Genomic DNA, 26,734 nt, shown 5'->3' with positions numbered 1-26,734 from the left:
AGGGAACCGAACTCCTGCGTCGCGTTTTTGACACCCGCCCAGGACATCCCGTCCAGGATCCCCCACCTTGCGATCACCTGCCTTGCGATCACTCAACTTGCGCCGACTGGCCGCGTCCGTTTGCTTCCTGCTGCCCGGCTATGTATTGCCCACGCTGGTACTGCCCGCTCTGATACTGCCCGCTCTGATACTGCCCGCTCTGATACTGCCCGCTCTGATACTGCCCGCTCTGATACTGCCCGCCAACGTCGCCTCCGCCGCTGACGCCGAACCGTTCTCGATCATGACGTGGAACCTGGAATGGTTCTACGACGACTTCAACGGCGACAACTTCAGCGACCTCGCCAAAGAAATGACGACGCCCAGTCGTGCTCAATGGGATTGGCGTCGTGATGCGATCGCCCAAAGCATCGCGACGGCCAGCCCCAGCGTGGTGGCTTTGCAAGAAGTCGAGAACCGTCGCGTGCTGTGGTATCTCTCTCGAGCCCTGGATCGCGAGCACAAACAGAAATACACCGAACTGAATATCGAGAGCACCGACCACTTCACCGAACAGGATGTCGGTTTCCTCTTCCGCTCGCCGCTGGATGTGTTATCGATCTCGCAACGGATGCAGACACGTCAAATGAAAGCGTCCGAGCAGTACTTCAATCTTTCCAAACACTTGGTCGGCGTCTTTGAAGTCCCGCTGGGAAACCAAACATCTGGCGGGCAAACCGAAACGGTGATCGTGCTGAATGTTCACTTGCGAGCCAAGGCGGAAGCGGAAGCGTTGCGGATTCGTCAAGCAAAGCTGATTCACTACTGGGTCGCTTCAGCCGTCGCCGCGGGCGAAAACGTCATCGTCTTGGGTGATTTCAACACCGAAGAAACAGGTGACGTGACGCGTCCGGACAGCGATCTCGGTGTCGCATGCGGTCTTCACACGCCGCAAACGAGTGACGATTTGGTCGATCTCCACTCCCGAATCCGTTCGCCGGCACGCGACACGCACTTGCTGAGCAAATCCTTTGACAGGATCCTGGTCAGCCCTTCGCTGTTGACCGACACGCCGGGCAAGCCGGACTTGGTGTTCGATTCGATTACGGTTCGCCAAGACTTGGTCATCCGTGGTGCTCGTGATACTCCATCACAGCATTGGGACGACTATTGGGGGCAACCCGACAGCGACCGCGACCTGAGTGACCACTATCCCGTGATCGCAAAGTTCAACGTCCGATGACCGCAAACGACAACAACACTGCCAGCGACCTGAACAGTAATCCAGACAGCGATTCGGACGGCTTACTCGCTGAGTCAGCTGCGCCAACCCAGCAGAGTAATCACAGTGAACACACTGATCAGCCATTGCCCGTCATGCGTCTGGATGATTTCCTCAAACGATGCGGCATGGCGGGAACCGGGGGGCAGGCCAAGTACTGGATCCAAGCCGGAGACGTGCGTCTGAACGGCGAGGTCGAAACTCGTCGGCGAAAGCAACTGGCGTTGGGCGACGTGATCGAATGTCTCGGCGAAACGTTCACCCTCGGCCCCGAGCACTTCTATTGAGTCCCCGCGTACGTCAGCCTTTCTAGTGCATCGTCCAGTCTCAGAACTTGGGTTCGGTAGATGAGCCGTTTTGGCGTTAGCCACGGTTTTCGTGACACAACCGTGGCTAACGCCAAAACGGCTAACCCCAAAATCAAGACACAACCGTGGCTAACGCCAAAACGGCTAACCCCAAAATCAAGACACAACCGTGGCTAACGCCAAAACGGCTAACCCCAAAATCAAGACCGGATGATGCACTAGGCTGACCTACCCTGCAATGTTCCCGGATGCCCAATGACTCTGGTGCCATGACTCTGGTGCCATGACTCTGGTGCCATGACTCTGGTGCCAAGACTTCCGGCGCCGCACATTTCAATCCGAAAAACATGCTGCACCGGCATGTTTCACGGCCCCCAAGACCCCGCCCGTCCACTTGAGCGATTCTTGGCATTTCAAGGCGAGTTCTGAAATCGCTGCCGTCATCTTTTATCCAGTCTACGGCAGTTCGCATGTACGGATTCGGCGCGTTTTATCGGTGAACTTAGTTGCTCTGGCATCCGATAGCTGTCAGAGCGAGCCCACTTTGTTCCCGTTCTCGACGTCGTACCAGAGACCGCCGTGCTGACCCATCTTGCCGAACGTACCACTCAACATCGCCGCGCCCGTTTTCAACGCAACCTACTGCGTTGCTGTCTTGTCGGGTCGCTGATCGCCACCACTGCCAATCCAGTGACTGCGGACGACGGCAAACCGAGCGACTTGCAATTGCAAGCTCCGTTGAATTCGACTCTCACCGTCCGTCCGGCCGAGCGCACTTGGCAAGCACGCCCGGTGTCGGCGCCGGCAACGCCACGCAAGTCATCCGTATTGGATGATTCGGCGGAGTCCGCGGCTCAACTGCCAAAGCTGCCCAAGACAGGCTCCGCATCTCCCATCAACAATCGCTTCGCCGGTCGCGATCCCTTCGCTCCCAAGCCGACCGAGAAACAGCCGCTGGCGAACAAGGAAACGCTCCAGCCGTTGCCAAGTTTTCGCGCCCCCGTGGTCGGTGACGGCTGGGTGGCCAGAGATGCCATCAATCGTGTCGCACCACTGACCGATCCGGCGACAACACCGGTCGCACCATCAACTGTCGCACCATCGAAAGTCGGCGACGGGACCGTTGGGGGCGCGACCGTTGGGGACATCACGCCAGATGCTGTTCCAAATTCATCTCCAAATGCCGCGACGCCCGCGACGCCCTCTCTGACCCCAACGACCGAATCATCAACCACACCATCGGCCGCCTCAAAACAACCCGCCGCTGTTGACGGCTGGCTGAACCGAAACCAATCAAACAGCTTCCGATCTGGCGCCATCGATGCAATCGAACCGAGTCCTGCGACGCCGGTCGATGCCAACGCTGGCACTGACGCCGATATCGATGCATCGAGTGAGTCCGAACTGGCCGACGAACTGCCCGAGCTACCAGGATCGAACCCCGTTCCTTCGTTCGATCTCAATGAGCCGACGCCATCCGAGTCCTCTGCCATCCACAGCGACGACGACGAATCGATGAGCGAGCTGGAACCACTGGAACCGGTGTTGGATACTCCCGCATTGCAGCCTCCGCCGTCGCTGGAACTGGGGTCCGCGAAGCCGAGCATGAAGGCTCCGACGCAAGAAACGCCGTCAACAAAACCGTCCAAAAACCAGCCGGAGGACGCGCAAGCCGAAGCGATCGCGCGGCGGTTGCTCGATCAAGCAGCACCGGAGTTGCCCAAGCGTCTGCCGACGATCGAAGCCACGCGACCTTTGAGTGATCTCGACGACGAAGCAGATCGGATCGCGCGACTGCCTCGCAAGGAAACCGCTGCCCCACTCGCCCCGAACGAGCGTGCCAGCACCGGCATTGAAAAACGCAAACCGATCGATCCTCGCAAGCTGGACCCGACTCCGCTGCCAGCGTTCACGGATGCCAAAGAAATCCAGAACAACGTGGTCTCGCGTAGCAAACCCAACGCTAGCGAGCGAGACGACATTGACTCTGGTGACAACGAACCGAGAGAAAACGAATTTGTCCCCTCGGATGAAAACGAGATGGACACCAGCGGTACCGCTGAAGCTCGCGTGGGGGATCTCAGTTTGGAGGACACCGCCGAAGACGTCTCCCATTCGCCTTTGGATTACACCGGGTTTCCCATGCCCGAGCTGCGCCTGACCAAAGAATCCGCCCAACTCAAGCCCGGCATCGAACGCATCCTGAAATACTTTTACGATCGTCCCGAAGTCGCTCCTGAACGCAGCAATTGGGGCATGATGCACTCGATCATGGTGTTCGGTGCTCAAACACAAGTCAGAGTGGGGCGGACCAAGTACAACGCGATCGCTTGGATCGCGGGCAACAACCTGTGCCGCGGGCAACGTTTGTTGACGAATGACCACACGGGGGTCAAAGCCAAAAGTGGCGTCGGACTGCAAGGCCACCAGGGGCAATTCCTGGCGGTCATGTCCCTGTGCAACGTTCCCAGCTCTTACACGCTCTACGCTGGCGAGCGTCGCTACACCGTGAACGACTTGGTCGAAGCCGAAAAGAAGGCTTGCAAGTCCGGAGAGGAACTCACCTTCACGCTGATTTCTCTTTCGCACTACCTGGACACCGACGCCACTTGGCGTGCCGCCGATGGCCAGATGTGGAGCATCGAGCGATTGATCGACGAAGAACTCGGCCAGCCGATCGTCGGTGCCGCTTGCGGTGGCACACACCGTTTGATGGGTTTTGGTCACGCTCTGAGAAAACGACGCGCCGAGGGCAAGCCGATCACCGGCCATTGGTTGCGGGCGGAGAAGTTCACCCAAGACTTCGTCCGGTACGCGTACTCGCTGCAAAACCGAGACGGTTCGATGAGTACCGATTGGTTCGAAGGCCGTGCAGACAACGGTGAAACGGATCGCAAAATCCAGACGACGGGCCACATCGTCGAATGGTTGCTCACCGTGACTCCCGACTCGGAGCTTCAGGACCCCCGGCTCCTTCGCTCCGTTCGATACCTGCACAACGCCATGTATCGGGACCTGGATCACGACTGGAGCATCGGCCCCAAAGGCCATGCGTTGCGTTCCTTGGCGATGTACCACCAGCGTCTGTACCGGGCGGGAACACCCTGGGTCCAGCCCACGTCGCAACCGGCACGGCGATCCACCCAACAAGCCAACACGCATCCTCAATCGACCAATCGCTATCGATAAACGGTCGTACCAAAAAAGCCGGGCGAGAGCGAAAATTGGGCGGTCCACTCTGCCCAACTTCGCCAAAGTCCGATAAGATAAGGAGGAACTCCTCAGCAGTCCCTCCTCGAATGACCCTCGCCACGCATGGCAACCCAGCGACTGACCAAACACAACGCACAGATGCTTCGTGCATCGCTTTCGCTGGTCAAAAGCCTTGACGCAGACGCGTTGCTGATTCTGTTAGAGGGGTCGACCGATTGGCAGCGGATCGCCGAAATGGCGAAGGAAGAACAGATCACGGAGACCGTGGTCGTCGCCGTCGATTCGCCCGACGACCTGGACGGTGCCGCGGAAGCCGGGCTGAAACCGCTGGCTCTCAACAAAGAAAAAGCGCCCCTGTTGGAGCGATTGCAGCACGCCCTGCTGGAGGCCGCTGCGGATGAATTGATCAAGATCAACGATGAAGTCGTCGCGCTCTACGGCGGATTTCAACAAGGACGCCTGGATTCCATCAGCCATCTGAAACTCGACGAGCGGATGAGGCGACTCTCCAGCCGGGACCTGCAGACGCTGGAAAGCAGCGTGCCGCTGAAAACCATCAAGTCCGTCGTCGACTTGGCCGTCCAAATTGGCGTCGAAGGACGCGAGGGCAAACCGGTCGGTGCCCTGTTCGTCATCGGCGACACACGCAACGTGCTCAAACACGCCAGCAACAGCGGCGTCGATCCCTTTCGCGGATACAAGCGTCAAGAACGTAATCTGATGGACGCCCGGGTCCGCGAAGACGCCAAAGAAATCTCGCAACTGGACGGCGCGTTCGTCATCGCCAGCGACGGAACGATCGAACGCAGCCGACAGATGCTGGAGGTTCTGCACGAGGACCTCAACATGTCCAAGGGCCTCGGTTCGCGTCACTGGGCCGCCGCCGCGATCACCCGCCGAACGAAAGCCATTGCGGTGGTCGTCAGCCAATCCACCGGCACCGTGCGTCTGTACCAGAACGGATTTCTCAAGATGCAAATCGAGCCGATGGACAAAGGCATCAAGTGGCAAGAGATCGCCTACAAACCACCGTCCTCCGGCGAAGGCTGAATCTTCTCCTCCGCTGCTCCCCTGATGTTGAAATCCCCACCATGAAATCAATGAAATCGTGGAACCGCACAGCGTGTGTCGGCGTGCTGGCAACCTGCCTGTTTGCTCTCCCATCTGCAACCATCAACGCCGCTGATGCTGCCCCGCCCTCTGGCGGCAAGCTGTTGTTGTCGGATTCGTTTGATCGCGAGGAAGCCGATCCGGCGATGGAGCAAATCGGCAACGACTGGGGCACCAACAGCAAGTCCCGAGCCAAGGGCAACAAACAAGTCGACTTGGTGGACGGCGCGATGCACATCACGCGACACCCGGTCGCCGACCACGGCGTATCGGTCACGCACGAGGTCTCGTTCCGCGATGCAACCATTCAGTTGCGATTCAAGCTCGGCGAGAAAGACGACTTGGGGATCAATATCGCCGACATGAACGAAAAATCGGTTCACGCCGGACACATCTGCGTAGCGCGTGTTCGCTTGACGGGCCTCGAGATGACGGACTTGAAAACCGGTCCCATGAATCTCCAGAATCGCGAAGCCCGCTTGAACAACTCGTTGACCGCCGCACAAAAAGCGTTGATCAAATCGAAAACCAAAAACGTCAAGCTGAACCTGACGCCCGATCAATGGCACGACTTGCAGGTGCAAATCAAAGACGACACGATGCGAGTGTCCGTCGACGGCGAACCGGTCGGCGAGTTCCAATCCCCGGGCATCGGCCACGAGACCAAAAGCCGCCTCCGTCTGGCCGTGAACAAGTCCGCATGGGTCGACGACGTCAAAGTCTGGGACAGCGCCGAGTAACCGCAACACGCGGTTTGACCTGCACCCGAGGTTCTGGGCTGATCAAAGTTTGGTGTTGTGTCTTTTGGGGTTTGCGCAAGTTTATGTCCCTACTGCCGGCGCAGCTCGTGGCCCCAGTGAGCCTCAGGCGCTAGCCGTGGGCCTGAGGCGGATTGTGGTGCCAACCCACGGCTAGCGCCTGAGGCTCACTTTGATTGCGATGCATGGAACGAAAATTGATGTTGTGTCTTTTGGGGTTTGCGCAAGTTTATGTCCCTACTGCCGGCGCAGCTCGTGGCCCCAGTGAGCCTCAGGCGCTAGCCGTGGGCCTGAGGCGGATTGTGGTGCCAACCCACGGCTAGCGTCTGAGGCTCACTTTGATTGCGATGCATGGAACGAAAATTGATGTTGTGTCTTTTGGGGTTTGCACAAGTTTATGTCCCTACTGCCGGCGCAGCTCGTGGCCCCAGTGAGCCTCAGGCGCTAGCCGTGGGCCTGAGGCGGATTGTGGTGCCAACCCACGGCTAGCGCCTGAGGCTCACTTTGATTGCGATGCATGGAACGAAAATTGATGTTGTGTCTTTTGGGGTTTGCACAAGTTTATGTCCCTACTGCCGGCGCAGCTCGTGGCCCCAGTGAGCCTCAGGCGCTAGCCGTGGGCCTGAGGCGGATTGTGGTGCCAACCCACGGCTAGCGCCTGAGGCTCACTTTGATTGCGATGCATGGAACGAAAATTGATGTTGTGTCTTTTGGGGTTTGCACAAGTTTATGTCCCTACTGCCGGCGCAGCTCGTGGCCCCAGTGAGCCTCAGGCGCTAGCCGTGGGCCTGAGGCGGATTGTGGTGCCAACCCACGGCTAGCGCCTGAGGCTCACTTTGATTGCGATGCATGGAACGAAAATTGATGTTGTGTCTTTTGGGGTTTGCGCAAGTTTATGTCCCTACTGCCGGCGCAGCTCGTGGCCCCAGTGAGCCTCAGGCGCTAGCCGTGGGCCTGAGGCGGATTGTGGTGCCAACCCACGGCTAGCGCCTGAGGCTCACTTTGATTGCGATGCATGGACTGAAAAGACTATGTCAACACCAAACCTTGAGCAGTCCAATCTGCGCATATCAGCCGCCACGCGATAGCGTCCGGTTCTTACACCTATACACGGGAACCGGACGATATCGCGCACCGGCTGATGAATAATCCGGGCTAGCGCCTCGCGGCTCACTAAATCAGCAGTCTCCTGCGCCGGGAGAGGTAACAGACCTTGGTGACCGTACACGCATGCTTGCTCATTTGACGGCTCGCTTTGCTCGCTCGGATGAGCGTCTCGGAGAGACGCTTCTACGTCGTGGAGCGTGGGTATCGTTGTCGCCTGCGGCTTGGCGTTAAACGAAGGTGGGCGGTTGCAGCGTGGAAAACGGGGTGGCGGTCGACTATGATCACGGCTTGTTGATTGAGTAGACCGTGACGCGTTGGCATCGATCGAGTCAGTTCCTTTTTGGACTCCCCCAAATGAAAAACATCAAACGTCGCCAGTTTTTGGCCCAATCCTCAGCCGTAGCCGTCTCTGCAGCAGCTGTACTTCCCCGGTCCGGCTCCGGACAGGACTCTCCTGCTGAGAAACTGAACTTGGCGGTGATCGGATGCACGAATCAAGGGGGAGCGATTGGGTCACAAGCGATCAAGAATAGCTTGACACACTGCGTCGCCCTGTGTGACGTCGTTCCTTCACGGGCCGAGGGGCTGAAGGCGAAGATGAAGGGGCAGTGTGACGATGCGGTTGTCTTCGACGATTTTCGCGAGATGTTCACCAAGATGGCCGGCAAGATCGATGTCTGCACCATCGGCGTTCCTGATCACGCGCACTTTCCCATCGCGATGCTTGCGATGTCCCTGGGAATCAACGTCTATGTCGAGAAACCTCTGGCTCACACATTCGAAGAATGCGAACTGCTGATGGCGGCCGAGCAGAAGTACAACGTCAAGTGCCAGATGGGCAACCAGGGACACTCCAGCAATCAAAGATTGCAGTTCCAGTCCTGGGTGGACGCGGGGATCATCAAGAATGTTCGCCGTGTCGATGCGTGCATGAACAAAGGACGACGCTGGCATCCGTGGGGTGACATCCAGTCCTTTCCAGCCGCGGAGAAAATGCCCCAAGGTATGAACTGGGATGTCTGGGCCGGGACGGCGCCCAAGCACCCGTACAACGGCAAATACGATCCTGGCAATTGGCGAGGCTGGTATGACTATGGAAACGGTGCGTTCGGCGACTGGGGACCTCACACCTTGGACACCGTGCATCGATTCTTGAAGCTTGGATTGCCACATGAGATACGAGCAGAAAAAATCGAGAAACCAAACGAGTTCATCTTTCCACACGCAACGACGATCGCGTTTGATTTTGCGGAGCGGGGCCCGGACATGCCTGCGATGACGATCAACTGGTACGACGGAGTCAAGAACCGGCCAGCCAGTGCGGAGGATGTGGATATCCCGAGCTGCGGCAAAGCGATCTTCAGCGACGACCTGACCTTCGTCGGTGGAACACACAGTGCTTCGCTAAAGATTGTCGGCGGCGAAAGGCAAGACGACGTCAAAGCGAGTTTGCCCGAGTTGCCCGAAAGCGAAACATCAACCAATCACATGAACAATTTCTTGCGAGCCGCGGCCGGATTGGATTCTTACTGCAACTCTTCGTTCGCAGTGTCTGGACCACTGACGCAGGTCTTTATGCTCGGTTGCATCGCCCAGCGTTTGGGAGAGAACCTGCAGTTCGACACAAAGACAAAGCAGATCACCAACAACGCGAGAGCCAACGAGTTGCTCAAGGGACATGCACCACGTCCGGGTTGGGAAGAGTACTACAAGCTGGCATAGCTCAGCGGAGCAGCTTTTCCAGACGTGACTCTCGTGCGGCGTCAACGATTTCCTGGAAGGTGTAGTTCATGTCTCGTTTTCGCGACGTGATGTAGGCGAGCACGGCTTTCTCTAAGTCGATCCCTGCCAAGTGTGCCACCTCCAGTTCGGGCCATGAAATGGGGCAGCCTGCTTGTTGTGCCGCAATGCCTTGGTCAACCACCAAAGCAACATTGGTTCTGCGAAATCTCATCCCCACGATTCGCATCAGTGAGATCGGCGTGCCACTTAAGAATGCACGAAACCAAGGTCGCAGCAGCGAAACCAAGATCGCCAAGAAGATCAAATTGACGATCAGGAACACGATGCCGACGATCAGAATCGGAGTGGAGATTCCGTTGGCTTGCAGTGTTATCATGTAATTCTTGTGTGGCGGTAGCGTTATTCGCACGGGCGGGCTATCTGGATAGTGTGATAGAGCTTAAAGGTTTCAAACCGGGGCGGCCAAGGGGGCTGGCAAATGTGTCTAAGAGTCGCTCTCTAGCCCGGATTATTCATCAACCGCCACGCGAGAGCGTCCCGCTTAGCATGGTTGTGTTGTCAAACGCTGGGTGGTGTCATACGCCCTGAGCCGCTGGCCGTCAGGCCACGGGTTTTACGCTTGGCAATGGATGCTCGATACGTGCAAAACCCGGCCGCCCACGCGTCGCGGCTCACGGCGTTTAATAGCGTCATCCGTTTAGATACGTTGAGCTATTGCGGATTGAATCCAAATTTCCCGCGAAATACTGTGATTCCACCACGTTCTAAGCAGGACGCTCTCCATCGCGTGGCGGCTGATATGAGCAGACTGTTTTCGTCCCCATCCGCGTGAACCATTTCGTGCAAACGTGTTGTGATGACGGCAGTGCGTCGCGTGAATCATCCGGGCTGGTCGCCAGAACAGTGTGTCTGCGGTAGAATTTTCACCACCGTTACAACAGCGCAACAGTCATTCCTAGCCAGCAGTGCATGTCCAATGGAGTTCGCATCTGATTTCACCGCGATCGACTTTGAGACCGCGAGTCGTCGTTCGGACAGCGCGTGTCAGTTGGCTGCCGTCGTGGTCCGTGCCGGCAAGATCGTCGACGAGCGGATGTGGATGATACGTCCAGAGCCCTTTTATTTCAGTCCGGGAAACATTCGGATTCATGGCATCCGTCCCGAACGCGTCGAGTCGGAGCCTGATTTTTCTGGTCACTGGGAGGAGATTTCGGGCTACCTGACCGACGGATGCTTGGTCGCCCACAACGCCGCCTTTGACATGAACGTGCTGCTGGGCTGTTTGGCACGCCACAAGATCTCAGTGCCGGAGTTAGAGTTCACTTGCACCCGTTTGATCGCCCGGCGAACTTGGCCCGGTCGGCGTCGTTATGGGCTGAAGCCTTTATCTGAATGGCTGGGGGTTCGGTTTCGACATCACGATGCGTTGGAGGATTCCATCGCATGCGCCAAGGTGTTGTTGGCAGCCGGGATCGAAAAGAAGGCCAATGATCTGCCTAGCTTGGAGCGTCGCTTGCGAATCGGTCGTGGCAAAGCGGGCACATGGGGCATCACCCATCCCGGCGGCAAGCGATCGTCCAACGGCAAACGATCCGCGCAGGTTGCGGCAGAAGATCGAGCGAGCTATGACGTCACGTCCACACCTGCGGAATCGCGATCGTTGTCGCTGGATTTGCAACGCCTGTTGATTCGCGCCGAGTTCATCCAGCCCTTGCGAGGACACACGGTGGTGTTTTCGGGAAAGCTCAATTGCATGAGCCGGGACGAGGCCATGAGTTTGACGCAACGGTGTGGCGGAAAGACGCAAATGAGCGTGGATGGCGATACGAGTTGCCTGATCGTCGGCACGAACGTCGACGAAATGAGCGACTCGCCTGATTCTGCGACTGGTCCAGAACAAGCAGAAATGGATGCAGCTCGCGCATTAGCGAAATCTGGACACAAAATTCAAATCATGAACGAAGCGGAGTTTATCGGGCTGGTGACTTCGACGAACGCGGCAAGCGGCTAAGGAACCGTCGGGCCGACACATGTTGAGCCCAGATGTGAAGCAGTGCTGGTGTTAAGCTGAATGTTCACGATCGCGATGTGGCTGATGAAAAATTCGTGTGCAGTCGCAATTCCGTATTTCGGGTGATTTCAGTTGGTGTAGATTAGTAGCACGCGACTCCTGAATTGTCCGGCTTTACACGATTGGTTAGTCATCCCATCCGACGCCTTTCCCATTGTCGCGATTGTTGCGAAAAGCTGTGGATCGTGGTCTTCGACAACATCCATCAACCCCACCAGAAAACGCCTGCATCATGTCTTTCCTTTCGAGTCAACGTTCCATCACTCTCTATCCGCTCGTGAAAGCGACTCGCGTTGTTTTCTCGTTGCTTGTGATCGTGATACTCACCACTCTGTCCGCCGATTCGTGTTCCGCACACGATGGTGTGGGTGATCACAAACACGATCATGACGAGCCGAAAGGCAACGTAATGACGACCCGCGAGGGGACGAAGGTCTTGCCGCCGACCGTTGAGCAAGACGTCTTTCACTTCATCGTCTACGGCGATCGAACCGGCGGCGTCCCTGCGGGACTGAAGGTCTTGGAGCAAGCCGTCCAGGACACCAATCTGATCGATCCCGATCTCGTGATGACCGTCGGTGACTTGATCCAAGGTTACAACGAGACGCCCGAATGGCTGGCGCAGATGAAAGAGTTCAAGCAGATCATGAACGGCTTAAAAATGCCTTGGTTCCCTGTCGCCGGAAATCACGATGTCTACTGGCGTGGCAACGGCAAGCCTCCTCAGGGACAGCACGACGCGAACTACGAAGAACACTTTGGGCCGCTGTGGTATTCGTTTCGGCACAAGAATGCCGGCTTCATCGTTCTCTACTCGGACGAAGGAGATCCCGTGACGAACATGAAATCGTTTAGCAGTGGTAAGCTGCAGACGATGAGTGATGAGCAACTTGCGTTTCTGGACAAAGCTTTGGCGGAACTCAAGCACACCGAACACGTGTTTGTCTTTCTGCATCACCCGCGATGGATCGGCGGCGGATACAGCGGCGGCAACTGGGACGCCGTACACGATCGACTTGTCGGTGCAGGTAACGTCACGGCCGTGTTTGCCGGACACATTCACCAAATGCGATACGATGGGCAAAAAGATGGCATCGAGTACTTTGCCCTCGCGACCACCGGCGGACACTTGCAAGCCGACATCCCTGATGCGGGACTGCTGCATCATTTTAACATTGTGACCGTCCGCAAAGATCGCGTCAGCGTCAGTGCGATACCCGTCGGCGCAGTGATCGATCCCAAGGAGTTCACGCCTGAACTGCTCAGTGACATCAAACTTGCTCGATCGGTCATTCCCCAGCAAACCAGCCCACCGGTTCAATTGGAAATCGACGGTTCCGCTGCGGCAACGGTGACGATGCAAATCGAAAACCCCAGCGAACGTGATGTCGTGGCCTCCGCTATTTTGGACATGGCTAGCCTGCGAAGCGGTTGGCAGTCGACGTTGGATCCGAAAGAAATGACGATCCCTGCCGGCGAATCGATCGAAATGTCGTTTCGACTGCAACGCGGGCCAGGTAATACCGCAGGTGTGGCCATGCCGCAGGTGCTGACTCAAGTCCACTACTTGGGCGAGACCGCTCGCGTACGTCTGCCGGAAGCACTCGTGCCGATCGATCTGTTGCTGAGCGAAGTACCCACGGATTACTTTCGCAACCCTACGCCACGGTGCCTCGTTGTGAGCAGCCCCGCGTCAGCCGTTCGTGTGACGGCGGACACAATCAAGATTCCTGATGGACCAATGACCGTGGAGGCTTGGGTCAAACCCGATCAGCTTTCGGGCTATCGGGGAATCATTGCCAAGACGGAGAACGCCGAGTACGCGTTGTTTTCGGATGAGGGAGCGCCCTTGTTCGATGTCCATCTCGGTGGCCGTTACGTTTCGGCAGGTTCAAAGACTCTGATGTCGACCGATCAGTGGACGCACCTCGCCGGTGTTTTTGACGGCGAAAACGTTTCCTTGTTCGTGAACGGCCACAAGGTCGCATCGCAAGCGGGAACCGGAAAACGCCGCACGAACGACTTGCCGCTAATCATCGGTGCCGACCCTGATGGTGCCGGCCAGCCGACACGCGAGTTCAGCGGTCGCATCGACGAAGTACGTTTGTCGAAAACCGCTCGATACACCGCGGATTTCGAGCCGGAAACACGATTTGAGCCGGATAGCGACACCGTCTTGCTGCTGCACTTTGATGGAACCGTCGGACCGTTCCTTCTGGATCACAGCACGTCGCAGGCTCAAGCGATCGTGGGTACAGAAACGGTCTTGGAATCCCGGTAGGTCATGCTCTGCATGTGGAATGTGTTGCTGACGTCTTTGATTACCCGGCTGTAAGGGTACTGATTCGTGAGAGCGAAATTGGATCCCGCAAGGGATCGCAGAAGAATCGACCGGCGATGATCGCTACGCTCTATCGCCGGCTACCGTCTGAGACCGCTTCACGGTCATATGCAGCAACAATTCCTTTCATGTTCCCTGCATGACGTCTTCCGCAAACGGCAACCGAAACGCATCCGACGTCGGCAAGAGATTTTGCGGGATCCAGGACTCCAAACGTGACGCAGGGCGGACCGTATTTCGTCATGCTGAGCATGACCTACGATGGATGCCGATGGTTTGCATTACCCTCACCAATCGCTCGATCTGTTCGATGGTGTTGTAAGCCTGCAACGACACTCTCAATAGCCAACGATCGCGGGAGCCGCGAAAAATCGGCAACTCGATCTTGTGCTCTTTGTAAAGCCACTGCTGCAACGATTCGCATGCCGCGAATGAATCAACAATGTGCTGTGGCAGCGGGATCGTCACCATGCTGCCGATCATGGATTCAGGCGACGGTGCTTCGATCGCAAGTCTGTCCAGCAAGATCGCCCGGGCAGCCAATGCCAGTTGATGATTACTGAGCATGTGCCCTATGATCCCACCGACGTGCAACGACTCAAGGAAATCCAGAGCGGCGGGAACTGCCAGCAGAGGCGTGGGATCGTAGGTTCCCACCCAATCAAATTCGGATTGAAACTTGGATCGACCCGGCCAAACCGTGTTCGCACCGTGGCTGATCACCGTCGGTCGCACTTCGTCGTGGTATTCCGTTCGGACGTACAAGAACCCGGATGTCTTCGGTGCACACAGCCACTTGTGGTGATTGCCGGTGTAGTAGTCCGGGGCGAGTTCATTCAAATCGATCTCCATCATGCCCGGTGCGTGGGCACCATCGACCAGTGTTCGTATCCCACGTTGTTTGCAAGCAGCGATGATGCGATCGATGGGGAAAACCAAGCCGGTGGGGCTTGTCACATGGTCGACCACCAGCAAACGCGTGCGATTAGAAAAGACGCGTTCGATTGCCTCGACCACTTCTCCCGCGTCTCGGAGCGGAAAAGGGACCTCAGCCACCCGGACAGTGGCACCTTGTCTCTCCGCCGCGAATCGCACGGCGTTGTTACACGCGTTGTATCCGTGGTTGGTGATCACCACTTCGTCACCTGGATCCAGGACGATGGATCGCACAACGGCATTCACACCGTCGGTGGCGTTTCGGACGAAAGCAAGTGAATCGGGTGGCGTGTTAACAAGTCCGGCTAGTCGGTTTCGCACGGCGTCCAACTTGGGCAGCAACCGACGCTCCGGCGCCAAGAACTCGATCGGATCGGACTCCAACGCATCGGCAAAATGCCGCTGCGTCTCCAGAACGACCTTCGGCGTCGCCCCGAACGAACCATGATTGAGAAAATCAATCTCAGGATTGAGCATCCAGTGCTGTTGCAAATTCACGCGTTAAGCCAGTCGATCGTCGTGTCAGCAGGTCAACTTCGATTTGTTAGGGACCTATGTCTCAGAAAGACAAATCGAACACCTTTCGCGAAAGGTTTCTGCTATTGGACACAACAGCGAGCCACCATTCGACCCCGCATGAGTGATTCGCTGAGGAAAACGTCGTGATGACGCGAATGACTGGTCCGATTCCGAATCATCGAGCCGGAGCGGCGTGGTTTTTGGGAAGCTCGGAATAGCCGTTCTTGATCCACAGCGAGACGACGGCCGCGTGCGCACGGATGAGCTTGACCACGTACGCATCGTCCGATGTCTCCTTGACCCGGATACCTTTGTCGGTGTGTTCGAGTTGCATTTTAATCTTTTTGCCATTGGCAAAGACTTCACGGAAGAGTGGGTCTCGCATGCGGATCGGGTTAGAATGCTCCACTCGGTCGTACATCGCGTTGACATGCGTTTGAATCATCGCGGCGACCGCCGGATCATCGGACTCGGTAAGCGTTTCGACACCGTCGGGGATTTCCTTGATAGTGCGTTGGATCTTCTCGCGGTGCTCGATCAAAAAAAAGAAATCCTGGTGATCCTTTGCGTGTTGCGAATCACCAGCGTGGCCGCGACCGCGAACAGACGCCATCGCTGCTGTCGCAGGTGGCAACTTTGCTGCAGAATCATGCTCATTATCGGGCATCGGGGTGCAAGATTCCTTGCAATCACTGCACACTTTCTTGCATGCGTCTTTGCAGCTTTCGCATGGTTGGCCACGATGACAGGATGAATCAGTCGTTGTTGATACGTTTTTTTCAGCCGCCGACGAAGAGCCATTGTCGGCCTTCGTCAATGCGGTGCCCAGCGCCGTGGCTGTGACGACGAGAAAGGCGATGGCGATGATTCGTTTCATGATTGGTTCCTTGGTGGGTTGATTCAGCCAGGCTGAACACGAGTGCGATTCGAACGACTGGATCACAGTCACGAACCTTCGCTTGGCAAGAACTGTGCCATCGATGCCAATTCCGTGCGAATGAACTCAGCGGTATCAACCATGCATAGCGTGGGGAAGCCTTTTTTTGAGAAAGTCATTGAGACGGGGTTCTGGCCGATGATTTCCACGGTCGCCGAGGAAGCAGGCCAAGTGTGCAAGATTTGCAGCGTGACGCAGGGGTGCGGTGCGCATGAATTGCAGCGTCGCGCGAAACTCATTCACTGAATACGCTCGCGGATCGCAGGAATCGGATTTCAAGGCACAACGGCCTCTGATTTGCGTTGATTGAATTGTCAAATGGAATCACCAAGTCACTGGAGTACCGAGCAATGAAACGTTATCTCATGGGAGTCGGAACCATGTTGGTCCTGTCCCTGTTCCTATCGGACGCTTCTGCGCAGCAAAGGCGTGGTGGCAAAGGCGCCGGTCAAGGGCGCGGCGCCGGCCAATCCCAATCGCAAACTCGCCCTGGAAATCAGGCAGCGATCAACCCGCGTCAAGACATCCGCGGAGGAGGCCCAATGGGAGGAGGCCCAATGGGAGGAGGCTCAGGGGGAGCCATCAACGCATCGGGCAGCGGACTCGACTTGCAACGGATGTGGGAGGAGGAGAAGTTGGCGAGAGATGTTTACAACCGACTTGCACAGACGTCTAAACTGATGATCTTTCGCAACATTTCTCGGGCGGAGTCTCAGCACATGCAGTCCATCGAACGCGTGATGCGCACCGGTGCGGGCAATGGGGCAACTCTGCAAGATGTCCCCGGCGTGTTTTCCTATCCTGAATACCAACAGCTCTATCAATCACTCGTCGCCAGCGGAACTCAGAACCCGCTGGCCGCGTTGATGGTCGGTGCGAAAGTGGAAGAAATGGACATCGCGGACTTGAGACAATTGTTGACCAGGACCAACGATGCTCAGGTTCGTCAAGTGCTGCAGCACTTGATGCGAGGCTCCCAGAACCACTTGCGCGCATTTGCATCGCAGATCGCCATTCAGGGTGGGACTTACAACGCTGAGTTCTTGACGCAAGCTGAGTTCGATCAGACTGCGAGGGGGTCCGGTACGGGCAGCGGGCAACAAGGCCGAGGACAGGGTCAACAGGGACAGGGTCAACAGGGACAGGGTCAACAGGGTTCGGCAGGATTCGGTCAGGGGCAAGGTCAGGGCATGCCAGGCGGCGTGGGCGGAGCCGCCGGTCAGAATCGTCCGGGCGGCGGAAATGTCGGTGGCGGAAACCCGGGCAAAGGCAAACAGGGTGGCGGTAATCGGGGTGGACGAAGGTAGCCGAATGCCGAAACCCAAGATTGTCGGTCTAATTGCTCTGTTCGTGTTGTGGATTTTGTTTTCCGTTTGGCAACGGTCTGAGCATGTTCATCAATGCACATTGATCCGTGCGTCACTTTCATCGCAGGCGGAGTCCTTGACGGGTGCGGTCACCAGTGGCGTGAAGTCGCATCGATGGTTTGGCCCCTTTGTCAGACAACAGCTTCCCTCCACGTTGGAGATCCTTGCCGGATCAAAGAACGTGCGTGCGATCGCGGTGGTTGTGTTGGACGGATCGGAGGATGTCTTTGTCGCCGGAGACAGAGACGCTATCGATTTTTCGCTTCCGATCGGCGAGCATGTTGTCGACAACACGCTACAGGTCGTTGAGCACTTTTCGATGCAAAACACGGGGCCACCGAACGGTCGTTTTGGAGAGCCATTGGATGTCCCTGAGACGGTCGATTTTCGATCCATCATCGTCTTGGATCGAACGGCGATGATGGCGCAAGTTTATTTCGAAGCCAGGAATCGGCTCTTGATCTTTGCGTTGGGAACATTGTTTCTCATTGCGGCAGGGACTCTTTGGCAATACACCGTCAGGTTAGCTCAAGCGGAGGGAACCAACCGCGTATTGCAGACGGAAACGCGGCATCTAAGGGAGCTTGGTCAGGCTGCCGCTGGATTGGCTCATGAGACCCGCAATCCATTGGGCCTGATTCGCGGATGGACCCAACGATTGGCCAGTGCGGGGCTTCCCAACGCCGAGCAGCAGGAGCAAGCCGAAGCGGTATTGGAGGAGTGCGATCGCGTCACCGCGAGGATCAATCAGTTCTTGGCGTTTGCTCGTCAAGCGGAAATCGATCTGCAATCGGTGTGCGTACTCGATCTTGTCCAAGAGCTGAGCGTCCTGCTGCAGTCGGACCTGGATGCGGGTGAGTTAAAATTAGAGACCAAGATCCCCAAGCCGACGTCAACGATCCGAGCCGACCGAGATCAACTCAGGCAGATCCTGTTCAACTTGACTCAGAACGCGATTGCGTTTGCACCACCGGGCAGCACCATCACCATCTCGCTCGGCCCTTCTCGCGTTAAAACCGAAGTGAGTCGAGGAACATTCTGTTTGGAGGTGATCGATCAAGGCCCCGGAGTTCCGGCGGAGATTGCAGACCATCTGTTCGAGCCCTATGTGACGCGGCGAGCCGGTGGCACTGGGCTGGGGCTCAGCATCGTTCGACGCATTGCGGTCGCACACGGCTGGCAAGTCGGATACCATCCGGGGACGGATGGCGGCAGCGTGATCTGGATCGATGGTATACAAGTAGCCAAATGACGAAAGACTCTCTTGCCCAGCGAACGTTGATGGTCGTCGATGACGAACCGTCTCAACAAAAATTGATCGGCGGCTTTTTCGCTGGATTGGGTTTTGCCATCGTCACCGCTGGCTCTGCCGAAGCAATGCTGGAGCTGCTGGATGAGCACACGCCCGACATGATTCTGTTGGATGTGCGATTGCCCCAGATGAGCGGCATTGATGCCTTGCCCAAGATCAGAGAGAGATTGCCAGTCGTTCCCGTCGTCCTCATCACGGCGTACGCGGATGTCCGTCAAGCGGTTGCTGCGGTCAAGAGCGGCGCGGACGATTATCTTGCTAAACCAATTGACCTGGAGGAATTGAAGGTCGCTGTCTTTGATGCGCTTGCCATTCCCAGTTCCAAGGAGGTCGAGAGCGATGTTCAATTGCCCGATCTGCCCACCGACTTCATCGTCGAAAGTCGAGCGATGAGACGGTTGATCCAAACGATCGCAATCGTGGCACCGTCCAATGCGCCGATCCTGATTCAGGGTCCCAGCGGCTCCGGCAAGGAGGGAATTGCACAACTGATCCATCGCTGGAGCCCTCGTGCCGATCGGCCGATCGTGACCACCAACTGCGCGGGTCTCTCTGCAACGCTGATCGAGAGCGAACTCTTTGGACATGTCAAAGGCGCGTTCACCGGCGCGTCGGAGGATCGCAAAGGATTGTTTCGCACGGCAACCGGTGGCAGCTTGTTTCTCGATGAGATCGGCGAGATGCCGATGGAGATGCAACCCAAACTGCTGCGTGCTTTGGAAACGAACTTGGTCACACCGGTGGGATCGGATCGACCGATTGAAGTCGACACGCGTTTGATTGCTGCGACCAATCGCAACTTGGCGGACGAGATCCGGGAGGGGCGTTTCCGAGAAGACCTGTACTATCGGCTGAACGTGGTGGAATTGGTTGTTCCGCCGCTTTCAGAGCGTCGCGAGGACATTTTGCCGCTTGCTAAGTTTTTCGCGAACCAGTTTTCAAAGCGGCAGGTCCGGTTCTCCCCGCAAGCGTCCCAGTCGATGTTGACACATTCGTGGACGGGAAACGTTCGCGAGTTGCGAAACGCGATTCAGCGGGCATGCCTTCTGTGCCAAGGCGACGTCATCTTGCCAGAGCATTTGCCGGTGAACATTTCCACCATCTCGACTGCCGACACAGTCGACGTTGGAAGGTTGTCACAGGTCGAACGCGCCACCATCCTGGCAACGCTCGAGGAGTGTGAAGGAAATCGAACGCTGACCGCAAAGAAACTTGGGATCAGCCGTCGGTCGCTGATCTATAAACTTCACGACATGGAGGAGTGAACGCGTCAATCTCGAATTGCCCGATTGACTTAAAACGCCGCCCAAAAAAAAGACGATGATTCCGATCTTTATTCTGCCTGCCACACGTCGAGCCCTTCACCGCTGTGACGTAGGCGTTTGCGAAACCGTCTGAAGATGGGGTTCATCTCATCATAGGCTGGATTGATTGCCTTGAAATTCTCCAGCAGTAGCGTATCGACCGGGCTTGGGTTCAGCAGTGTCGCCGAATATCTCTCCAGCCAACCGTCCGATTCGGTTTCTGCACAAAAAACAGTGACGCCTGGAAAGGATTCGAAGCCGCCTTCGCAGCGCAGGTCGTGAAGTGCAAGAACCATCTGAGACAGCACGTCTCCGTGAAAGTGGGCGGATGCGTTGCCAATCTGCCAAAACGCTGGCTCTTGATCGACTGTTGTTCGAATCAGTTCTCCCACGTCCGCAAAAAGCTCAGCACCGAACCGCTCGTGCTCCCAATCAAACGGTGACCATTGCAGGTCAAGGGCTGGGTGTTTTGTTAAACGCGATTGATGCCCCTCTGTCGTTGAGGCGGATGGAAAGAAGTCGTGGCAGTCCCAGAACGAGCAAAGCGTGAACCCGTACACGGTTTGGCCAGCACATTCGTTGCCGAGTCGATGCAGCGTTTGACGAGTGGCGTCTCGATACATCTCACGAAGCGTATTCACATCGATCCAAGGCTCAAACTCAAAGATCTCGTCGTGCCACCCGCCAAAGGGTGCCGGGCATGTTGAATGGATCAGCTCCAAGTATCGCGGATCGAGGTCTTCTAGAATCGTGATGCCGCTCAGTTGCACGGCAGTGGCGAAGTGTTTTGTGGCAGACTCAAGTTGTCCCAATTCAAAGAAGCACTCACCAAGGCTTAGTTGCAACACACCGGATTCATCATTGACGGGCAACTGCGTCAGATAACATTGTGCGGCGTCGCTGAAATTGCCGAGGCGGAAATGCACCTCTCCCATTTTGCTGAGCAGCCAACACCCCGGCGACCATTCGATTTTTTGCTCGGGAATCAAGTCATAGGCTTCCTGGTATTTCGCAAGTGCCGTTAGATCGTCGCCGGCGTCACGAAACTGGTCACCCTGCAAACGGAGTTCAGTGACCCGAGATCGCAAGTCGTCGGGAAGTGTTTTCAATACAATCACGCCCACCTGAGTGCCTCCTTCATTCGTTATTGCGATTGGAATTCATGCGTCCGATGTCAGCTTGGACAAGTTGACGTGGACCCGGAGCATCACACGATCAGCATCGCGTCGCCGTAGCTAAAGAAACGGTATTCGTTTTCGATCGCGATCCGATAGGCCTTGAGGGCCAATTCTCTCGTGGCAAACGCGCTGACCAACACCAACAGGGTGCTGCGGGGGAAGTGGAAATTGGTCATCAGCGCATCCACAACTTGGAACTGGTAGGGTGGTTTGATGAACAAGTCGGTTTGGCCGGTCCAAGGGTTCAAATTGCCACCGCCCGCTGCCGCGGCACTTTCCAGAACGCGAACGGATGTCGTCCCGACGGCGACACATCGCCCGCCTGCTTGGCGACGCTCGTTGATCACCGCAGCATTTTCGGCAGTGATTTGCCCCCATTCGGTGTGCATCTCGTGATCTCTGAGGTCGTCGGTCGCGATCGGACGAAAGGTCCCCAGGCCGACGTGCAAGGTGACGTTGGCAATCGGCACGTGTTTGGCCGCGATGTGTTTCAGCAGTGCATCGGTGAAATGCAGTCCGGCGGTCGGTGCGGCGACACTGCCGCGATGCTTGGCATAAACCGTCTGGTAGTCTTCCACATCCGCGTCGACCATGTGGCCATCGCGAATGTAGGGAGGCAACGGCACACGTCCGAAACGCTGCAACCAATCTGCGGGATCATTCAAATCCAACTCTTCTGGAAATCTCTCCGGCAACTCGGGCACCACCAACAAGTGACCTTCGTCGGTCCTCGCGACCACGCTTAGCAGCATTCCATCCAGCCCATCACGGTCTTGGACGGTGATCGTTTCACCCGGTGTCAGGGTGCCACGTGTCTTGGTGAGCACTTCCCAAATCCCGGAGTCTTCGTCGCTACGCAAGAACAGTCCTTGCCATCGTCCTTGGGTCTCGCTGCGGTAGCCGACCAATCGTGCGGGCACCACTCGGCTATCGTTGACCACCAGGGTATCGTCGGATCGCAGCAGGTCCGGCAAGTCACGAACGTGGTAGTGCTCGATTTTGCCACTAGCGCGATCAACGAGCATCAACCGTGCGTCACTGCGAACGCGCAATGGCTCTTGAGCAATCCGCTCGCGAGGTAAGTCGTAATCGTAAAGGTCGAGTTCGCTCATGGTTGCCAGTAGAGGGAAGTTGCATCAGCCTGTCGTTTGACTCATTGAAGCCGGCTGGTGGTGTCGCCTGCGCCTCGGCTGCGGGTCAAACGAAAGAAGTGTGTAGATGCCCGAGATGGGAGGCATAATGGAACAAGATCAGCACGATCCGTCCATCAGGCGGCATCCGGTGGCTTAACCTTCATGTGCTCGTATCCTTTTGCCGTGGCCATGCGACCGCGACGTGTTCGGACCATCAACTCGCTTCGTAGCAAAAACGGCTCGACCTCGTCCTCCAGCGTGTCGCTGCTGACGTTCATTGTGTGCGCGATCGCTTCCAGGCCAGCCGGGCCGCCGGCAAAGACCCTCAACAGCGTGTCCAGATAGTTTCGGTCTTGTTTGTCCAAGCCGAGCACATCGATACCGATCATGTCGAGCGAGTTGCGAGCGACATCCAAGGTGACCTTTCCGTTCGCTTTGATTTGTGCATAGTCGCGCACCCAGTGCAAGCGGTTGTTTGCCAGACGCGGAGTGCTGCGACTGCGGCGAGCGATTTCCGTTGCGGCATCATCGTCCACCGGTATGTCCAGCTTGCGTGAGTTCCGCATCACGATTTCTTTGAGCTGATCGTTGGTGTACCAGCCGAGGTGTTCGCGGATCATGAATCGATCGCGGAGGGGCGCGCTCAGCATTCCGGCTCGAGTGGTCGCACCGATCAACGTAAAGGGTTTCAGTTCGAAATTGAGAGTCCTCGCGTTGACGCCGTCGCCCAACACGATGTCGATCCGAAAGTCCTCCATGGCCGTGTAGAGGTATTCTTCCACGGCTTTGGGGACTCGGTGAATCTCGTCGATGAACAGCACCGAACCTTCGGAGACGTTCGTCAAATAGGGCAACAGATCCTTGGGGGCTGACAAACCGGCACCGTTGGCCATTTCGACGGTCGTTCCCATTTCGGCAGGAATGACGGTCGCAAAAGTCGTCTTTCCCAGACCAGGTGGTCCGTCAAAGAGGATGTGCCCGAGCGGTTCCCTACGCCGTGTGGCGGCGTCGATCGCGATTTTCAGTCGTTCGATCACGTCCCGCTGGCCGACCATTTCGTCCAAACGCCGCGGCCGCAATTTCCCGTCGCCGTCATTATTCGGCGCCGGCGACGCTAGTATTCCTGGGGTGGTAGGTCCATCCGGAGGCTCGTCGCCGGGAACTCGGGGATCGGTCTGTTGGTAAACTGCTTCTCGTGCCATAGAGCCAAGGCCTGGAAAATTTCTGTTTCGGGGTGGGAAAATCGGGCCAGTGGACCACATCATTCCCGCAGGGGAATGCCGTACATTGATGCTTTCAAAGAATCGGCAATCCCCGCACCACTCCGTTTTACAAACTCACACGCTGCAAGCGAACCGCAAAATCTTGCCTCCGCTGCCAATGGACGATAAATGACCGAATCCGCGAATCCCCAAAGCCCAAATTCTCCAAGAGACGCCTCGGAATCGAGTTCCGATTCCCAGAAGGGTGTCCTCGCGGATGCCCTAGATTCTAGTGATCCAGATACGGGTGAGGCATGTAGCCAGGAAAGTCCACCGGTCGACATCAGCGACCCGGCGATCATCGCACAATACGAACCCTATCTGCGAATGCTAGCACGCACTCAAATGCGTCGTGCGTACCAGGCAAAGATCGGTGCGTCGGACATGGTCCAGCAAGCGATGTTGCAAGCCGTGCAGGGTTTGGACGGATTTCGTGGAGCCACCGAAGCCGAATTCAGGGCGTGGTTGCGTCAGATCTTGGCTCGCCATCTGTGTCATTTGGATCGCGATCTGCACCGAGACAAACGAGATATCCGTCGCGAACAATCAATGGAGCAAAAGCTGGCCCAGTCCTCGATGCGTTTGGAAGGACTGTTGGCCGGCCGAGGTCCCACCGCCAGTCAACAATTCGTGCTCGGCGAAAACGTGATCCAAGTCGCAGACGCCATCAACCGGTTGCCTGGCACTCAAGCCGATGCGGTTCGGTTGCATTATCTGGATGGACTGAAACTCAGCGAAGTCGCCGAGCAGATGGGCAAGTCCACCGGAGCCGTCGCAGGACTGCTGCACCGCGGCATGAAAACCCTCCGTCGCCAACTGGGCTGACAGCGGGAAAACGTTTACCAACGAACCAATGCCTGCTGGCGTCTCCCGAACTCATGCAAGCGTGTTTTTCTGCACTACATGTAACGTAATCGCTTCCCGACCGCTTGGCTGTTTGACGAACAACCACACGCTCCTTCGTGGGCGGTAACCAACACGGGATACCTATTATGCGTTACTTCAAGACACTTGCAGCAGCACTTCTGACCACCGCTTGCCTCATCGGATCCGCCAGCGCTGGTGGCCCCGATTACGACATCGACGATCATTGTGACCCGTTAAACGGATACGTTCAGCTCATTCTGGACGACTCTCATGATCTCATCTACATTTCACGTGATGACGACAAGCTTGACATTCGTGGATTGATGTTTGACTCCAATGTCTTCGACGACGTGCCCGATCCGTTCGTTTTCGACGAAGAAGAATTGGAAAATTTGGCAGACAAGGACTTTCATTACCGCAACGGTTTCGACGATGTCCAGCGGGTCATCATCCTTTGCCGTGACGGCAACGACGTAGTGATTACAGACAACGATGTTCCGGTCATCATCTTTGCTTTTGGCGAAGATGGCAACGATATCTTGCAGGGCAGCATGATGGACGACGGATTGCAAGGGGGATTGGGAGAGGATGTCCTGAGCGGAAAAGACGGCAATGACGTCCTCAATGGCGGTTTCGACGGCGAGCGAGATCGACTGCAAGGAGGCCTCGGCGTCGACACCTTTATTCAATTCTACGAATTGGAAACCATCACCCAAGTCGTTCAGCCGGTATTCCAACGAATCACACTGGATATCCGTAACTTCAACAGATTCATTTCTAATCGTCGCCCGACAATACAAACGACCACGACCACGGTTCGACACGATGAAGAAATCCTGGTCGACTTTGAACCCAACGAGGACATCCTGAACGAAACCGAGATCTGACCGCCGCAATCGAATCGAAACTTTTTGCAAAGCCCAGTGTCCCTTCGGCACTGGGCTTTGTCTGTTCTTGACACAAGTTCGCCGCCAACCCGCGGCAGTCGAGGTACAATAGCGTCAGCAGTCAATGGCCTCAGCAGTCGACCAACACTGCATGATTGTACCTGAGTCATCGCAGCATTTTTCTCCCATCACAATTCGCTCATGAAAACTGTATTCAACACGTTTCGCTTCCCGGCGATTCCAATCGTTCTCACACTCGCCTGCGTCACCACATTCGCTGATTCCCCCACCGGACAGCGGTTAAACGAACTGGACGCCAAGGTCAAAGAAGTCGCCGGAGAGATCGTCGACTTGAAGATCAACTGCGATCAGATGACCGATGCCGATTATCAATTGGTCGCTCGGCTCCAGACGCTGAAGTCGATTTCGTTTGACGGAAAATCGATGACCGACCAGCAGCTCGTGTTGCTCAGTGGACTTTCGCAATTGGAGAGCTTTCAAATCAACGGCACGCGTTTGACGGACGATGGATACAAGCACTTTGCCGCGTTTCAAAATCTTCAGCGACTCTCCTTGTTCCATCCCTCTCGTGACGTTGATGCTTTCACCGGTGCCGGATTGGCCCATCTCAAGGCGCTCCCGAAACTGGAACGATTGACCTTTGCTGGTGCGACGGCAGGTGATGCTGCATTTCAGGCGGTCGGGCAGTTGACTCAACTGAAGGAATTCAGCCAGTGGCACAACACGGAGTCGCCGGCCGCGATCAAGCATCTGACACAACTGCCGCTCACCAAGCTAAAAATGGGGCAACGATTGCCCGATTGGAAAGGCAGTCGACCGCCGAGCCTGACCGACGCAACGCTGAGTGAGATCGCCAGAATGCCCAACCTGGAGACATTGGAACTGCAAGAGGCCCGTTTGACCTATGCGGGCTTGATTCAACTGAAATCAGTTTCAAGCCTGAAAACGTTGAAACTGAAATGGGTCGACGTCACCGAATCCGATGTTGCGCGTCTGAGGGTCGATTGCCCCAACATCGAAATCCAATGGGAACCATTGACTGCGGAAGAGGAAGAAAGCTTGTTGACCAAAAAACTCAAGCTTTGAAGTTCACTGTACG

At 56.4% G+C, this 26,734-nt stretch carries 21 protein-coding genes; 15 read left to right on the top strand and 6 right to left on the bottom strand.

Annotated features, from left to right (window positions below):
- Positions 1-67 precede the first annotated feature (67 nt).
- From Pla52nx_RS23920 to Pla52nx_RS23895, 6 genes are all read left to right on the top strand, one after another.
- Positions 68-1,222, top strand: a complete 1,155-nt coding sequence (locus Pla52nx_RS23920) for an endonuclease/exonuclease/phosphatase family protein (RefSeq protein ID WP_231742508.1) — start codon at positions 68-70, stop codon at positions 1,220-1,222.
- Positions 1,219-1,548, top strand: a complete 330-nt coding sequence (locus Pla52nx_RS23915) for an RNA-binding S4 domain-containing protein (protein WP_197454990.1) — start codon at positions 1,219-1,221, stop codon at positions 1,546-1,548. The genes Pla52nx_RS23920 and Pla52nx_RS23915 overlap by 4 nt, the downstream gene beginning before the upstream one ends.
- 600 nt (positions 1,549-2,148) lie before the next feature.
- Positions 2,149-4,758: a hypothetical protein gene (locus Pla52nx_RS23910; protein WP_146522712.1), complete on the top strand. Its 2,610-nt coding sequence runs from the start codon at positions 2,149-2,151 to the stop codon at positions 4,756-4,758.
- Between the two features lie 126 nt (positions 4,759-4,884).
- Complete coding sequence (locus Pla52nx_RS23905) at positions 4,885-5,832, top strand: DNA integrity scanning protein DisA nucleotide-binding domain protein (protein ID WP_146522711.1); 948 nt, start codon at positions 4,885-4,887, stop codon at positions 5,830-5,832.
- Between the two features lie 41 nt (positions 5,833-5,873).
- On the top strand, positions 5,874-6,632 hold the full coding sequence (locus Pla52nx_RS23900; protein WP_197454989.1) for a family 16 glycoside hydrolase: 759 nt from the start codon (positions 5,874-5,876) through the stop codon (positions 6,630-6,632).
- A gap of 1,479 nt (positions 6,633-8,111) precedes the next feature.
- Positions 8,112-9,479 carry a Gfo/Idh/MocA family protein gene (locus Pla52nx_RS23895; RefSeq protein WP_146518603.1) on the top strand — a complete coding sequence of 456 codons (1,368 nt, stop codon included), beginning with the start codon at positions 8,112-8,114 and terminating at the stop codon, positions 9,477-9,479.
- A gap of 1 nt (position 9,480) precedes the next feature.
- On the opposite strand, the gene Pla52nx_RS23890 is transcribed toward Pla52nx_RS23895, so the two are convergent.
- Entirely contained in the window at positions 9,481-9,876 is a 396-nt protein-coding gene (locus Pla52nx_RS23890) for a flotillin-like FloA family protein (protein ID WP_146518602.1), read from the bottom strand.
- Between the two features lie 600 nt (positions 9,877-10,476).
- Here Pla52nx_RS23890 and Pla52nx_RS23885 point away from each other — a divergent pair.
- Both Pla52nx_RS23885 and Pla52nx_RS23880 read left to right on the top strand, forming a co-directional pair.
- Positions 10,477-11,511 (top strand): exonuclease domain-containing protein, encoded by a 1,035-nt coding sequence (locus Pla52nx_RS23885; RefSeq protein ID WP_146518601.1) that lies wholly within the window; start codon positions 10,477-10,479, stop codon positions 11,509-11,511.
- 292 nt (positions 11,512-11,803) lie between these two features.
- Positions 11,804-13,852, top strand: a complete 2,049-nt coding sequence (locus Pla52nx_RS23880) for a LamG-like jellyroll fold domain-containing protein (protein ID WP_146518600.1) — start codon at positions 11,804-11,806, stop codon at positions 13,850-13,852.
- A gap of 300 nt (positions 13,853-14,152) precedes the next feature.
- Here Pla52nx_RS23880 and Pla52nx_RS23875 read toward each other — a convergent pair whose 3' ends face one another.
- Positions 14,153-15,346 (bottom strand): aminotransferase class V-fold PLP-dependent enzyme, encoded by a 1,194-nt coding sequence (locus Pla52nx_RS23875; protein WP_231741733.1) that lies wholly within the window; start codon positions 15,344-15,346, stop codon positions 14,153-14,155.
- 196 nt (positions 15,347-15,542) lie between these two features.
- On the bottom strand, positions 15,543-16,244 hold the full coding sequence (locus Pla52nx_RS23870; RefSeq protein WP_146518599.1) for a hypothetical protein: 702 nt from the start codon (positions 16,242-16,244) through the stop codon (positions 15,543-15,545).
- 42 nt (positions 16,245-16,286) lie between these two features.
- On the opposite strand from Pla52nx_RS23870, the gene Pla52nx_RS23865 reads away from it, so the two are divergent.
- The 4 genes from Pla52nx_RS23865 (at position 16,287) to Pla52nx_RS23850 (ending at position 20,248) form a co-directional block, all read left to right on the top strand.
- Positions 16,287-16,550 carry a hypothetical protein gene (locus Pla52nx_RS23865; RefSeq protein ID WP_342190246.1) on the top strand — a complete coding sequence of 88 codons (264 nt, stop codon included), beginning with the start codon at positions 16,287-16,289 and terminating at the stop codon, positions 16,548-16,550.
- 104 nt (positions 16,551-16,654) lie between these two features.
- Complete coding sequence (locus Pla52nx_RS23860; RefSeq protein WP_146518598.1) at positions 16,655-17,611, top strand: DUF2202 domain-containing protein; 957 nt, start codon at positions 16,655-16,657, stop codon at positions 17,609-17,611.
- 4 nt (positions 17,612-17,615) lie between these two features.
- Positions 17,616-18,923 carry a sensor histidine kinase gene (locus Pla52nx_RS23855; RefSeq protein WP_197454313.1) on the top strand — a complete coding sequence of 436 codons (1,308 nt, stop codon included), beginning with the start codon at positions 17,616-17,618 and terminating at the stop codon, positions 18,921-18,923.
- Positions 18,920-20,248 carry a sigma-54-dependent transcriptional regulator gene (locus Pla52nx_RS23850; RefSeq protein ID WP_146518596.1) on the top strand — a complete coding sequence of 443 codons (1,329 nt, stop codon included), beginning with the start codon at positions 18,920-18,922 and terminating at the stop codon, positions 20,246-20,248. Before Pla52nx_RS23855 ends, Pla52nx_RS23850 begins: the two co-directional genes overlap by 4 nt.
- Before the next feature lie 68 nt (positions 20,249-20,316).
- On the opposite strand, the gene Pla52nx_RS23845 is transcribed toward Pla52nx_RS23850, so the two are convergent.
- The 3 genes from Pla52nx_RS23845 to ruvB form a co-directional block, all read right to left on the bottom strand.
- Positions 20,317-21,411 carry a DUF4303 domain-containing protein gene (locus tag Pla52nx_RS23845; RefSeq protein WP_146518595.1) on the bottom strand — a complete coding sequence of 365 codons (1,095 nt, stop codon included), beginning with the start codon at positions 21,409-21,411 and terminating at the stop codon, positions 20,317-20,319.
- An 83-nt stretch (positions 21,412-21,494) separates the two neighbouring features.
- Positions 21,495-22,577 (bottom strand): tRNA preQ1(34) S-adenosylmethionine ribosyltransferase-isomerase QueA, encoded by a 1,083-nt coding sequence (gene queA / locus Pla52nx_RS23840; protein ID WP_146518594.1) that lies wholly within the window; start codon positions 22,575-22,577, stop codon positions 21,495-21,497.
- Positions 22,578-22,732: 155 nt separating this feature from the next.
- A complete protein-coding gene (gene ruvB / locus Pla52nx_RS23835; RefSeq protein WP_146518593.1) occupies positions 22,733-23,800 on the bottom strand; it encodes a Holliday junction branch migration DNA helicase RuvB in 1,068 nt (355 codons plus the stop codon).
- A 189-nt stretch (positions 23,801-23,989) separates the two neighbouring features.
- Here ruvB and Pla52nx_RS23830 point away from each other — a divergent pair, with 189 nt between their 5' ends.
- From Pla52nx_RS23830 to Pla52nx_RS23820, 3 genes are all read left to right on the top strand, one after another.
- Positions 23,990-24,685 (top strand): sigma-70 family RNA polymerase sigma factor, encoded by a 696-nt coding sequence (locus Pla52nx_RS23830; RefSeq protein ID WP_146518592.1) that lies wholly within the window; start codon positions 23,990-23,992, stop codon positions 24,683-24,685.
- A gap of 167 nt (positions 24,686-24,852) precedes the next feature.
- Positions 24,853-25,614, top strand: coding sequence for a calcium-binding protein (locus Pla52nx_RS23825; protein ID WP_146518591.1), 762 nt, complete (start codon positions 24,853-24,855; stop codon positions 25,612-25,614).
- A 201-nt stretch (positions 25,615-25,815) separates the two neighbouring features.
- The gene (locus Pla52nx_RS23820) at positions 25,816-26,721 is read left to right on the top strand and encodes a hypothetical protein (RefSeq protein WP_146518590.1); all 906 of its coding nucleotides are present in this window, start codon (positions 25,816-25,818) and stop codon (positions 26,719-26,721) included.
- Positions 26,722-26,734: the final 13 nt, after the last annotated feature.

Origin of the sequence: Stieleria varia (assembly GCF_038443385.1) — a bacterium.
Classification (GTDB): domain Bacteria; phylum Planctomycetota; class Planctomycetia; order Pirellulales; family Pirellulaceae; genus Stieleria; species Stieleria varia.
Note: the sequence above shows the minus strand (reverse complement) of the source record. Positions and strands in the feature narration are given on the sequence as shown.